The 12,333-nt window shown below is 71.7% G+C and carries 13 protein-coding genes; 11 read left to right on the forward strand and 2 right to left on the reverse strand.

Annotated elements, in window-relative coordinates; all coding sequences use genetic code 11:
* The first annotated feature begins 58 nt into the window (after nt 1-58).
* The 6 genes from ACGFIV_RS02065 to ACGFIV_RS02090 all read left to right on the forward strand — a co-directional run bounded on the left by ACGFIV_RS02065 (nt 59) and on the right by ACGFIV_RS02090 (nt 5,169).
* Nucleotides 59-1,030: a metal ABC transporter substrate-binding protein gene (locus tag ACGFIV_RS02065; RefSeq protein WP_358546520.1), complete on the forward strand. Its 972-nt coding sequence runs from the start codon at nt 59-61 to the stop codon at nt 1,028-1,030.
* Nucleotides 1,027-1,899, forward strand: a complete 873-nt coding sequence (locus tag ACGFIV_RS02070) for a metal ABC transporter ATP-binding protein (protein WP_392831171.1) — start codon at nt 1,027-1,029, stop codon at nt 1,897-1,899. Before ACGFIV_RS02065 ends, ACGFIV_RS02070 begins: the two co-directional genes overlap by 4 nt.
* Nucleotides 1,896-2,729: a metal ABC transporter permease gene (locus tag ACGFIV_RS02075; RefSeq protein ID WP_358546385.1), complete on the forward strand. Its 834-nt coding sequence runs from the start codon at nt 1,896-1,898 to the stop codon at nt 2,727-2,729. The genes ACGFIV_RS02070 and ACGFIV_RS02075 overlap by 4 nt, the downstream gene beginning before the upstream one ends.
* Nucleotides 2,730-2,799: 70 nt before the next feature.
* Nucleotides 2,800-3,189 carry a Fur family transcriptional regulator gene (locus ACGFIV_RS02080; RefSeq protein ID WP_358546383.1) on the forward strand — a complete coding sequence of 130 codons (390 nt, stop codon included), beginning with the start codon at nt 2,800-2,802 and terminating at the stop codon, nt 3,187-3,189.
* A gap of 221 nt (nt 3,190-3,410) precedes the next feature.
* Nucleotides 3,411-3,959: a CGNR zinc finger domain-containing protein gene (locus ACGFIV_RS02085; RefSeq protein ID WP_358546380.1), complete on the forward strand. Its 549-nt coding sequence runs from the start codon at nt 3,411-3,413 to the stop codon at nt 3,957-3,959.
* 103 nt (nt 3,960-4,062) lie between these two features.
* Nucleotides 4,063-5,169, forward strand: coding sequence for a DUF5685 family protein (locus ACGFIV_RS02090; protein WP_358546377.1), 1,107 nt, complete (start codon nt 4,063-4,065; stop codon nt 5,167-5,169).
* 17 nt (nt 5,170-5,186) lie between these two features.
* Here ACGFIV_RS02090 and ACGFIV_RS02095 read toward each other — a convergent pair whose 3' ends face one another.
* Both ACGFIV_RS02095 and recO read right to left on the reverse strand, forming a co-directional pair.
* On the reverse strand, nt 5,187-5,960 hold the full coding sequence (locus ACGFIV_RS02095; RefSeq protein WP_358546374.1) for an isoprenyl transferase: 774 nt from the start codon (nt 5,958-5,960) through the stop codon (nt 5,187-5,189).
* An 80-nt stretch (nt 5,961-6,040) separates the two neighbouring features.
* Nucleotides 6,041-6,769: a DNA repair protein RecO gene (recO, locus tag ACGFIV_RS02100; RefSeq protein ID WP_358546372.1), complete on the reverse strand. Its 729-nt coding sequence runs from the start codon at nt 6,767-6,769 to the stop codon at nt 6,041-6,043.
* A gap of 277 nt (nt 6,770-7,046) precedes the next feature.
* Here recO and ACGFIV_RS02105 point away from each other — a divergent pair, with 277 nt between their 5' ends.
* The 5 genes from ACGFIV_RS02105 to rocD all read left to right on the forward strand — a co-directional run bounded on the left by ACGFIV_RS02105 (nt 7,047) and on the right by rocD (nt 12,303).
* On the forward strand, nt 7,047-8,624 hold the full coding sequence (locus tag ACGFIV_RS02105) for a CDP-alcohol phosphatidyltransferase family protein (protein WP_358546369.1): 1,578 nt from the start codon (nt 7,047-7,049) through the stop codon (nt 8,622-8,624).
* Nucleotides 8,621-9,352, forward strand: a complete 732-nt coding sequence (locus ACGFIV_RS02110; protein WP_358546366.1) for a DUF5941 domain-containing protein — start codon at nt 8,621-8,623, stop codon at nt 9,350-9,352. Before ACGFIV_RS02105 ends, ACGFIV_RS02110 begins: the two co-directional genes overlap by 4 nt.
* A 215-nt stretch (nt 9,353-9,567) precedes the next feature.
* Nucleotides 9,568-10,038: an Lrp/AsnC family transcriptional regulator gene (locus ACGFIV_RS02115; RefSeq protein WP_358546364.1), complete on the forward strand. Its 471-nt coding sequence runs from the start codon at nt 9,568-9,570 to the stop codon at nt 10,036-10,038.
* Between the two features lie 235 nt (nt 10,039-10,273).
* Nucleotides 10,274-11,074, forward strand: coding sequence for a dimethylargininase (gene ddaH / locus ACGFIV_RS02120; RefSeq protein ID WP_358546362.1), 801 nt, complete (start codon nt 10,274-10,276; stop codon nt 11,072-11,074).
* The gene (gene rocD, locus ACGFIV_RS02125; protein ID WP_358546359.1) at nt 11,071-12,303 is read left to right on the forward strand and encodes an ornithine--oxo-acid transaminase; all 1,233 of its coding nucleotides are present in this window, start codon (nt 11,071-11,073) and stop codon (nt 12,301-12,303) included. The genes ddaH and rocD overlap by 4 nt, the downstream gene beginning before the upstream one ends.
* Nucleotides 12,304-12,333: the final 30 nt, after the last annotated feature.

The raw sequence follows: 12,333 nt of genomic DNA on the forward strand, positions 1-12,333 counted from the left end.
ACGCGCCCAGCAACGATTTTGACAACGGTTTTCATTCTGGCGCATACTTGTGCGCGTGATGCCCTTTTCGTCCGGATACAACCGGCGCAAGCCGTCCACATACCGGCGCCCTCGCGCCATCTCCCTCCTCCTCGGCGCCGGGGCTCTCCTCGCCGCGACCGCGTGCTCGGCGGGCACCAAGGCCTCCGCGGACGAGCGGGGCACGGGCAAGCCGAGGGTTCTGGCCGCCTTCTATCCCCTTGAGTGGATCTCCACCCGCGTCGGCGGATCGGACGTCACGGTCACCGGGCTGACCCAGCCCGGCGTCGAGCCGCACGACCTGGAGCTGACCCCGCGCCAGATCGCCGACATCGAGCGGGCCGACCTGATCGTCTACGTCAAGGGCGTCCAGCCGGCGGTCGACGACGCCGTCCAGGAGCACGCCAAGGACCGGGCCTTCGACGCCGCCTCCACGATCACCACGCTGCCGGCGGGCGCGGAGGAGCACCAGGAGGGCGAGGACGCCCACGGGGGGCCCGGCTACGACCCGCATGTGTGGCTCGACCCGAGCAGGCTGGCCACCGTGGTCACCGAGCTCGGCAAGAGGCTGGCACAGGCCGACGCCGCGCACGCCGCCGCCTACACCGGCCGGGCCGACTCGGCGGCCGGGGAGCTCGGCGCCCTGGACAAGGAGTTCCGGCAGGGGCTGACCACCTGCTCCAGCCGCACGATCGTGACCGGCCACGCCGCCTTCGGCTACCTGGCCGACCGCTACAAGCTCAAGCAGGTCGGCGTCAGCGGCGTCGACCCGGAGGCCGAGCCCTCCCCCGCCCGCCTGGCCGAGGTGGCCGGGGTCGCGAGGCGGGAGCGGGTGACTACCATTTTCACCGAGGAACTCGTCAGCCCCAAGGTCGCCGAAGTCCTCGCCAAGGAGGTCGGCGCCACGACGGCGGTTCTCAACCCGATCGAGAGCCGTCCCCCGGCAGGGGACTACCTGTCCGCCGCGCGCGCGAACCTCTCCGCTCTCCGCACCGCACTTGGATGCTCATGACGCGATCAGCACAGGCGACCGGCGTGGCCCCGGCGCAGTCGCCGGGAGCCGCGCCCGTCGCGTTCGCGATGGCGGCCGGCCATGTCAGCCTCGACGGGCGGCCCGTGCTGCGCGGCATCGACCTGCGGATCGAGGCGGGCGAGGTGGTGGCCGTCCTCGGCGCCAACGGATCGGGCAAGTCCACGCTCATCCGGGCCCTTCTCGGCCTGACGCCGCTGTCGGCCGGCTCCGCCGAGCTGTACGGCGTGCCGCCCGGCCGGTTCCGCGACTGGTGGCGCATCGGCTACGTGCCGCAGCGCCTGTCCGTCGGCGGAGGGGTGCCGGCCACCGTGCGCGAGGTGGTGGGCTCCGGCCGCGTGGCCCGGCAGCGCCGGCTGCGCCGTACGAGCGCGGGGGACCGGGCGGCCGTGGCCAGTGCGCTCGACGCCGTGGGTCTCACCGGACGGGCCGGCGACCCCGTGGGGTGGCTGTCGGGGGGCCAGCAGCAGCGGGTGCTCATCGCCCGCGCGCTGGCGGGCGAGCCGGACACGTTCGTCATGGACGAGCCGACGGCCGGCGTGGACGCCGAGAGCCAGCGGCACCTGGCCGCCACGCTCGCGACGCTGGTCGAGCAGGGCAAGACCGTGCTGCTGGTCGCCCACGAGCTGGGGCCGATGGCGCCGCTGATCACACGGTCGGTCGTCCTGCGCGACGGCCGCGTCCTGCACGACGGCGCGCCACCCGCCGGGCCGGGCCACCGTCATGACGGCCCCGTCCTCGACGGCGCGCCGGACGGGACGAGCTGCCACCCCCACCCCGGCCACGAGCAGGCGCGTCCCCATGCCTACGAGGTGTCCGGCGGGCCGATGAGCCCGGGGGCCACGCAGTGATCGAGATGTTCGAGTACGACTTCATGTGGCGCGCGCTGATCGCCGCGCTGCTCGTGGGCCTGGCGGCTCCCGCCGTCGGCACCTTCATCGTCCAGCGGCGGCTCGCCCTGCTCGGCGACGGCATCGGCCACGTGGCCCTGACCGGCGTGGCGCTCGGCTTCCTCACCGGGACCGCGCCCGTGCTCACCGCCGTCGCGGTGGCGGTGCTCGGGGCGGTGACCATCGAGCTGGTCCGCGCGCGCGGCCGTACGACCGGGGACGTCGCGCTCGCGCTGCTGTTCTACGGAGGCATCGCGGGCGGGGTGCTGCTCATCGGGCTGGCCCCCGGCGGCAGCAACTCCACGCTCACCTCCTACCTGTTCGGCTCGATCAGCAGCGTCACCGCCGAGGACGTGTGGGTCATCGCGGTGCTCGCGGCCTTCGTTCTGGGCGTGGTGGTGATCTTCGGCCGCGAGCTGTTCGTGCTCTGCCAGGACGAGGAGGTCGCCAGGGTCAACGGGCTGCCGGTGCGCTTCCTGAGCCTGCTCATCGCGGTGACGGCCGCGCTCACCGTCGTGATCGCGATGCGCGTGGTCGGATTGCTGCTGGTCAGCGCCCTGATGGTGGTCCCGGTGGCCACCAGTCAGCAGGTCACGCGCGGCTTCACCACGACCATGCTGCTGGCCATGGCGCTCGGTGTGATCGCGACGGTCGGGGGGCTCACGTCCGCGTTCTACGCGAGCGTCGCGCCGGGGGCCGCGATCGTGCTCCTGGCGCTCGCCGGCTTCGTCCTGGCCCTCGGCGTGGGTAGATTCGTACGGCGAGGTCGTTCACAGGAGCCCAGTACATGAGCGTACGGTCATGCCGTACACAGGCCCAGTACATGAACGTGTGGTCATGCCGTGCATGGGAGTGCAGCCGATGACGAACCGCCGAGACGCCGTGCGGGACATCCTCGTCCACAGTGAGGGTTTCCGGAGCGCGCAGGACATCTACGCCCAGATGCGTTCCGACGGCGCCAAGATCGGGCTCACCACCGTGTACCGCGCCCTGCAGGCGCTGGCCGACTCCGGCCAGATCGACGTGCTGCGCACCGACGACGGCGAGTCGGTCTACCGGGCCTGCGCCACCGGCACCCACCACCATCACCTGGTCTGCCGCCACTGCGGCCGTACGGTGGAGGTGGCCGGGCCCGCCGTCGAGCGGTGGGCGGAGGGCGTGGGCGCCGAGCACGGCTTCACGGCGATCACGCACACCGTGGAGGTCTTCGGCACCTGCCCCTCCTGCTCGGCCATCGCCTCGGCGGGCTGACCGCCGGTCCGGCGGCCCCCGGGTACGTCCCCGGCGGGCCGTTCGCCGTCCGTCCCGGACCGGCCGCCTCCTGGCCACGTCCCGGACGTCTCTCCCTGGAGCAATCTTGTACGGGCCCCCCGACCGGATACGCTTCCGGGACCGGGAGTCCGGAGCGCGAGCGGCTTCCGCGCCCCCCGGCGACCGTGCCGCCGCCCGCACCACGTCCAACAGGAGAGACCATGCCATTCAGCCATGACATGGTGTGCTCGCTCGCCGCCGTGGCCGACCTGGTCAACACCGCGCCCGAAACGGGCGGCCCGGACGGCCTGACCGGCACCGGCGATCTCGACGCGTTCGTCAAGCGCCACGAGATGAGCGGCATCGAGGTGGTCGGCGCGGCCGACCTGGAGCAGGTGCGCGCCCTGCGCACGACGTTCCACGAGGTCTTCACCGCTCCCGACTCGGCCACGGCGGTCACCCGGCTCAACGTCCTGCTCGACCGCACCCAGATCACGGCCCGCCTGACCGAGCACGACGGCTTCCCCCTGCACGTGCACTACTTCGCCCCCGGGGCCTCGGTGGCCGAGCACCTGGCCGCCGACTGCGGAGTGGCGCTGGCCCACCTGCTGGTCGAGGGCGAGTGGGAACGCCTGCGCACCTGCTCCGCGCCCGACTGCGACAAGGTCTTCGTGGACGAGTCCCGCAACCGTTCGCGGGTCTACTGCGACAGCCGCACCTGCGGCAACCGCATGCACGTCGCCGCCTATCGCGCCCGCCGCAGGGCGTGAGAAGTCCCCCGCGAGGCTGAGGCGGCGCGGGGTGCGGACCGGTAGATTCTGGCGCGACAGAAGCGGACCAGGTCCGCAGATCTCCCGAAGTATGTGAGGCAAGATGTTCGGGATCATTCGCCCCTGCGGGGAACACTCCTGCCCATCGCTGCACCGCGCCTGGCTGGCGCACCTGTGCGGGCTCTGCCTCACCCTCCGCGACGGACAGGGCCAGGGCGCCCGGCTGGCCACCAACTACGACGGGCTGATCATCTCGGTGCTCACCGAGGCTCAGGGGACGGCCGCCTCACCGCACCGGACGGCCGGGCCGTGCGCGCTGCGCGGCTTCAGGCAGGCCGACGTGGTCGACGCCCGCGCGGAGGGGGTACGGCTGGCGGCCGCGGTCTCGCTCGTCCTCGCGGCGGGCAAGCTCCGCGACCACGTGGCGGACGGCGACGCCGCCCCCGGCACCGGCCCGGCCCGCAGGCTCCTGGCGGCCCGGTGGGAGGCGGCCGGCGCCCGCATGGGCACTTCGGTCGGATTCGACGCCGGCGTGCTGACCGCGACGATCGACCGCCAGCTCGACCTGGAACGCCGCCTCGCCGCGCCCGGGGCCCCCGGTGTGCTCGCCCCGGAGGGAAGGGACGACTTCAGGGGTGGGGCCGTGGCCACGCTGATGGAGCTGACGAGGCCCACGGAGGACGCGGTGGCCGCCGCGTTCGCGCACACGGCCACCCTGTCGGGGAGGGCGGGCAACGCGGCCCCGCTGGCCGAGGCGGGCCGGTTCTTCGGTCGGATCGCCCACCTGCTGGACGCGGTGGAGGACCAGGCGGACGACGACGCGCGCGGGGCGTTCAACCCGCTCACCGCGACCGGCGCCACCCGGCAGGAGGCCTGGCGGCTCTGCGACGACGCCGCGCACGGCCTGGACCTCGCCCTGCGCGAGGTGGAACTGGAGGACCGGCACCTGGTGCAGGTGCTGCTCGGCACCGAGGTGAGCCGGGCGGTGGAGCGGACCTTCGCCCTCACGGCGCCCGGAGCCTCCTACGAACGCCCCGGGTTCGTCCGCAAGTCCGCCGCCGGGGTGGCGACCTTCTTCACCTGCGGGATGTGGCGCCCGAGGTGGAGCAAGAGGAACGGCCGCCCCTGCGACGACCGCTGCTACCTGCGGTCCTGCGACGGCTGCGGCACGTGCGCCTGCGACGGCGCGTGCTGCGACTGCTCCCTCTGAGCGCCCTGCCCGAGTGCTCAGACCTGGTTGGGGAGGGCACCGCCGTACCTGCGGTCACGCTTGGCGAACGCCTCGCAGGCCTGCCACAGGTCACGGCGGTCGAAGTCGGGCCAGAGCTGGTTGAGGAAGACCATCTCGGCGTACGCCGACTGCCAGAGCAGGAAGTTGGACGTGCGCTGCTCGCCGGAGGACCGTACGAACAGGTCGACGTCGGGGATGTCGGGCTCGTCGAGGTAGCGGGCGAAGGTGCGCTCGGAGACCTTGTCGGCCCTGACCCTGCCGGCGGCGATGTCCTGCGCCAGCTTCACCGCGGCGTCGACGATCTCGGCCCTGCCCCCGTAGTTCACGCAGAACTGCAGGGTCAGCGTGCGGTTGTCGCGCGTCATCTCCTCGGCGTCCTGGAGCTCCTTGATGACGCTCTTCCAGAGCCGGCCGGGCCGCCCGGCCCAGCGCACCCGGACGCCCATGGCGTGCAGCTCGTCGCGGCGGCGGCGGATCACGTCGCGGTTGAACCCCATCAGGAAGCGGACCTCGTCGGGGGAACGGCGCCAGTTCTCGGTGGAGAAGGCATAGGCCGACAGGTTGGGGACGCCGAGCTCGATGGCCCCCTCGATCACGTCGAACAGCGAGGCCTCACCCGCCTTGTGACCCTCGGTCCTCGGGAGCCCGCGCGCCTTCGCCCAGCGCCCGTTGCCGTCCATGACGATCGCCACGTGCCGGGGGACCAGCTCGCGCGGGATCGGGGGCGGGACCGCCCCGGACGGGTGAGGGGTGGGCGGGCGGACGTTCACGGTCGGTTTCTCCTGTGCGTGTCTGTCGGGAGGTGGGTGGGTGTGTCTGTCTGGGTGTCCGTGGGAGGGCCGGGCGCGGCTCAGACGCGCTCGACATGTCGTAGCGAGCGTATTCCGTGTTCGAGGTGCCATTGCAGGTATGCCGCGACCAGGCCGCTGCACTCGGTGCGGTGCCGCTGCTCGGAGGCGTCGGCGGAGTCCCAGTCGCCGCGGATGAGCGCGATCATGAGGCCGATCGTCTCGGCGGCGGGCACGGCGGCCCCCGGCGGGCGGCACCCGCCGCAGACCACGCCGCCCGCGGCGATGGCGAAGGCCCTGATCGCGGGGGTCGAGCAGCGGGCGCAGGAGTCGAGCGCGGGCGCGTAGCCCGCGACCGCGAGGGACCGCAGGAAGTAGGCGTCCAGGACGAGCCTGGCCTCGTGGCCTCCCTCGACGAGCGTGCGCAGCCCGCCGAGCAGCAGCAGGAACTGCCGGAGCGCGGGCTCCTTCTCGCCCACCGTGAGCCGGTCGGCGGTCTCCAGCATGGCGGTGCCCGCGGTGTAGCGGGGGTAGTCGGAGACCAGCGACTCCCCGTACGGCCGGAGCGTCTCGACCTGCGTGATCACGTCGAGCGAGCGCCCAGTGTGGAGTTGCAGGTCGACGTGGGTGAACGGCTCCAGTCGCGCGCCGAACCTGGAGGTGGTGCGCCGGACCCCCTTGGCGACCCCCCGCACCTTGCCGGTGCGCTTGGTCAGGATCGTGACGATGCGGTCGGCCTCGCCCAGCTTCTGGGTGCGCAGCACGACGCCCTCGTCACGGTAGAGGTTCACCCGCCCAGTCTAGGGACGTGCCGCAGCCCGAGGACGAATCGGATGCCGGCCCGATGCGGCCGCCGGGCGAGCCCGGCACCGGCTTCCCCCAGGTGAGACCACGAATCGAAAGGGAACCCAGGGACACACGAAACAGGATGTGACACCCGCAAGCGACGAATCGATCTCGGGTCAACCATGGATGCCATCCTTTGGAAGAACAGTCACTAAACTTTGCTCCCTGGCGACACCCCCTGTTAATCGCCTCCGCCCCCCGCACGCTGCCTGAAAGGGTGACATGACCCGCGTGGTCCTGCTGGGCGCATCGCCCGGCCCGATCGGTTCTCCCGAAAAGCACGTCCCGCCCGGTCGCCTGGTGCTGACGTCGCTACCCGGCTCGCCCACGGTCCTATCCCGGCTGCACGGCCAAGTGGCCTCGATGGACCCCGAGCCCGTCGCCCTCGTCCGTCAGGGCGACGCCGGCGACTACCGGTCGTTCCCCGGCACGGTCGTGGAGTCCGGCGACCTGGCCGGGGATCTGCGCGCACTGGCCGACGCCGTCGAGCACACGACGGACAACCTCTTCCTCATCCCCGCCGGCGTCGTGATCCACGACGAGCTGATCTACCAGATCACCAAGTCCAAGCGGGGCGCGCTGGCGCTGATCGTCAAGGAGCCGCGCCAGGAGGACGAGCACGGCGAGCCGATCCAGCCGGACATCCCGATCGAGGAGGCCGAGCCCGAGATCGGCGACCGCGTCCTCGAAGGCCTGCCCGTACGGCTGCGCGCGGGCCGCTCGCGCGTCATCTCCGCCGGTTCTGCCTATCACCAGGTCACCCGGCCGAACGCGGTGGCGCTCGGCCCGCTCCACCTGCACCAGCGCCACGCGGCCACCCTGGCCGAGACGGCCCGCGAGCTCGCCGACCTGGCCCACCTGTTCGGCCCCGAGGACGACCTGGTCCAGCTGATCGTGCTCGGCCTCGTCCGCAGGGGCGTCTCCGTCGGCACCCGCGGCCGCAGGGACCTGTTCTTCTCCCGGGTCGGCTCCCAGACCGAGGCCGACGCGGCCGTGGCCGCGATGTCGGAGTTCGACGAGGACCGCGCCCGCCTGAACAACGCGGTCAAGGGCGCCGACGGCTTCTTCACCACGTACTTCGTCAGCACCTACTCCCGCTTCATCGCCCGGTGGGCGGCCCGGCGGGGCCTCACGCCCAACCAGGTCACGCTGATCTCGATCGCGCTCGGGGTGCTCTCGGCGCTGGCCTTCGCCACGGGCACGCGCCCGGGCTGGGTGGCGGGCGGCCTGCTGATCTACTTCGCCTTCGTGTTCGACTGCGTCGACGGCCAGGTGGCCCGGTACGCCCGCAAGTTCGGCGTGCTGGGTGCGTGGCTGGACGCCACGTTCGACCGCGCCAAGGAGTACATCGTGTTCGCCGGCCTCGCCGTCGGCTCCATCGTCGCCGGTCAGGGCGACGTGTGGACGCTGGCGCTGGTCGCGCTGTCGGTGCAGTCGGTGCGGCACCTGCTCGACTTCTCCTTCGGCGCGGCCAACCGGCGCAAGCCGCCCGTGCCGCTGCCGACGCTGGCGCTCACCGCCACCGACGACCGGCCGCTCCGTGAGGCGCTGGAGCAGCGCCGGGCCTCGCGCAGCACCGGCGTGCGCGGGCTGCTCAAGCTGTGGACCCAGGCCGGGCGGTTCCGCGCCGTCCACTGGGCCCGCAAGATGATCGTCTTCCCCATCGGCGAGCGCTTCGCCGCCATCGCGATCACCGCGGCCATCTTCGAGCCCCGGGTCACGTTCCTCACGCTCGTGATCTGGGGCGGCGTCGCGGCCACCTACACCCTCACCGGACGTCTCATGAGGTCGCTCGCATGATCACCCATCCGCAGGCCGCAGCCGCCCCCGTTCCCGATCCCGACGAGGAGCGCCGCCGGATCCAGACGGCCCGCCTGCTCGCCTACCGCGACGACGGGCCCCTGGTGGCGCTGCTGCGCGACAAGATGGGCCCGGGGCTGCCTCCGGTGCCCGCCGGGCTGGCCTCGCTGCTCGCCGTGATCGCCATCGGCGTGACCGGCGTGCTTGGCGACGGCGCCGCGCCCGCCAAGGGGGCGGTCATGCTGCTCCCGGTGCTGGTGATGGTGGCGCTGATGGTGCCGACCGCGCCGCGCGACCACCTCGGCAGGTTCGACTGGCTGGTGCCGCCGCTGATCAGGGGCACCGAGTTCCTGACGGTCATCGTGCTCGGGCTGGCCGCCGGCACGCCCAAGTGGCTGCTGTTCGTGCTCATCTACGTCGTCGGCTACCACACCTACGACACGGTGTACCGCACGCGGCAGAGCATCTGGCCGGCTCCGTGGGTGTTCCAGGCCGGGCTCGGCTGGGAGGTCCGGCTGCTGCTCCTCGGCGCCGGCGCGGCCCTCGGCCTGCTGACCTGGGTCGTCGCCGTGATGTCGGTGTACCTCGGCGTGCTGTTCGCCATCGAGAGCGTCAAGAGCTGGGTCGGCCTCGACAAGCAGAGCGCCCTCGCCCAGGCCTCCGACGACCTGGAGGCATCCCCCGAGGACGCCCTGGAGCAGGCGACCGGCGAGGCCGACAGGGGGTAGGACCCGCACGAGTACAGGACGCGGCAAAGGCCGGGTGCAGAAGGGGGCTCCCCTTCTCCACCCGGCCTTTCGCATGTGTCAGGCGTTCTCGCGCTGGAAGCGCCGGGTGCCGGCGGCCACGCCGGCGAGGACGAACAGACCAAACTTGGAGTTACTTGAACTTTGGAGTGACTACTAACTGTGTACCGGAGGCGAAGCGGCTGTATACAGGCACCGTGGAGTTGGATGCGCTTGATCGTGCGATTGTCGGAGCCTTGGTCGAGGACGCTCGCTCGACATACGCCGAAATTGGGCATCAAATCGGGCTTTCGGCCCCTGCGGTCAAGCGGCGGGTCGACCGACTGCTGAGCACCGGAGCCATCACCGGCTTCACCGCGCGCGTGGAGCCCTCGGCACTCGGCTGGACCACCGAGGCGTACGTCGAGCTCTTCTGCCGGGGCAAGACCTCCCCCGCCGAGATCGGCATGGCCGTCGCGCGCCATCCCGAGGTGATCTCCGCCTGCACGATCACCGGCGAGGCCGACGCCCTGCTGCACATCCGCGCCAAGGACGTCCGGCACGTCGAGCAGGTGATCGAGCGCGTGGCCTCCGAGCCGTTCGTCGTACGCACCAAGAGCGCGATCGTGCTCTCCCGCCTCATCGACGACCCCCCTCACTCACGTAACGGAGCGCCCCATGAGGTCTGAGGCCGGTGGGGCGCCACGGCACGCGCCGACACACCGATGAAACATCCCGTAACCCGCACGACCATCTGGTTGTGACCACTTAAACGGCTTTCCGCCCATACGCAACAAATCACCGCTTGCACGGCTGACAACGCAACCGATCCACGCGAGCGCGCAAGGTCCGCGCCTGGCCCGGACCTGCCGCCGTTCCTAGGCTGAAGCCATCCTTGACCAGCCGTTTCCGACGGAGTGATAGATGGCCCACAGCCGGCATTACCTCATGTGTCGTCCCGAATACTTTGCGGTCGAGTACGCGATCAACCCCTGGATGGACCCGAGCGCGGGGGCGGACGCCGCCACCGCCGTCCGCCAGTGGGAGCGTCTCAAGGACGTCTACGAGGAACTGGGCCACACGGTCAGCCTGATCGACCCGATCGACGGCCTGCCGGACATGGTCTTCGCCGCCAACGGGGCCCTGGTGGTCGGCGGCCGGGTCTACGGCGCGAAGTTCGCCACCGCCGAGCGCACCGCCGAGGGACCCGCCTACCTCAACTGGTTCACCGCCAACGGGTACGGCCCGGCCATGGAGCCGACGCAGACCAACGAGGGCGAGGGCGACTTCCTGACCCTCGACGACGTGATCCTCGCCGGCACCGGCTTCCGTACGGCGATCACCGCGCACAAGGAGGCCCAGGAGTTCCTCGGCCGCCCCGTGGTGACGCTCGACCTGGTCGACCCCCGCTTCTACCACCTCGACACCGCGCTGTTCCCGATCGACGGGCGCAACGTGGCGTACTACCCGGGCGCGTTCTCGCCGGGCAGCCAGGAGGTGCTGCGGCACATGTTCCCCGATGCCGTCCTCGCCTCCGCCGACGACGCCGCCGTGCTCGGGCTCAACGCCGTCAGCGACGGCCACAACGTGATCGTCAACGTCGAGGCGGGCGAGCTGTCCCAGGAGCTGAAGCGCCGGGGTCTCAACGTCATCCCCGTCGACCTGAGCGAACTGCGCAAGGCCGGCGGCGGTCCGAAGTGCTGCACTCTGGAGATCCGCACATGAGCAGAACCCAGGAACTGATCGAGCTCAGCGAGCGGCGCAGCGCGCACAACTACCACCCCCTGCCGGTCGTCGTGCGGGAGGCGCGTGGCGCCTGGGTCACCGACGTCGAGGGCAGGCGCTACCTCGACTGCCTGGCGGGGTACTCCTCGCTGAACTTCGGGCACGGCAACCCCAAGATCCTCCAGGCGGCCCAGGAGCAGCTCCAGCGGGTCACGCTGACCAGCCGGGCGTTCTTCCACGACCAGTTCGCGGACTTCTGCCAGGGGCTGGCCGACCTGTGCGGCAAGGACATGGTCCTGCCGATGAACACCGGCGCCGAGGCCGTCGAGACCGCGATCAAGGTGGCCCGCAAGTGGGGCTACGAGGTCAAGGGCGTCGCCCCCGGCCAGGCGAACATCGTGGTCATGGAGGACAACTTCCACGGCCGTACCACCACGATCGCGAGCTTCTCCACCGACCCGGACGCCCGTGACGGCTTCGGCCCCGCGATGCCGGGGTTCACGATCGTGAAGTACGGCTCCGCCGAGGCGATCCACGACGCGATCGACGAGAACACGGTCGCGGTGCTGATCGAGCCCATCCAGGGCGAGGCGGGCGTGCTGGTGCCGCCGACCGGCTACCTGAGCCAGGTCAGGGAGATCTGCACCGAGAACAACGTGCTGCTGATCGCCGACGAGATCCAGTCGGGCCTCGGCCGCACCGGCGACACCTTCGCGTGTGACCACGACGGCGTGGTCCCGGACATGTACGTGCTGGGCAAGGCGCTCGGCGGGGGCGTGGTCCCGGTGTCCGCCGTGGTCGCGAACGCCGACGTCCTCGGGGTCATCAAGCCCGGACAGCACGGCTCCACGTTCGGAGGCAACCCGCTGGCCTGCGCCGTCGGCAACGCCGTCATCGAGCTGCTGGGGACCGGCGAGTACCAGGCCAGGGCCAAGGAGCTCGGCGCGCTCCTGCACGAGAGGCTGAGCGCCCTGATCGGGCCGGCCGGCCAGGGCGGCCACGGCGTCGTCGCGGTACGCGGGCGGGGCCTGTGGGCGGGCGTGGACATCGATCCCTCGATCGGCACCGGCCGCCAGGTCTGCGAAGGCCTGATGCGGCGCGGGGTCCTCGCCAAGGACACCCACGGTTCAACGATCCGCCTCGCGCCCCCGCTGGTGGTCTCGGAAGAGGACCTCAACTGGGCCGTCGACCAGCTCGCCGCCGTCCTTTCCGAGCTGGCGGCCAAGTAGGGCGTCGTTCGCCTGCCGGGTTCGGCTCGC

The sequence above is a fragment of the Sphaerisporangium sp. NPDC049003 genome, assembly GCF_043197795.1.
In the GTDB taxonomy this organism is placed as follows: domain Bacteria; phylum Actinomycetota; class Actinomycetes; order Streptosporangiales; family Streptosporangiaceae; genus Sphaerisporangium.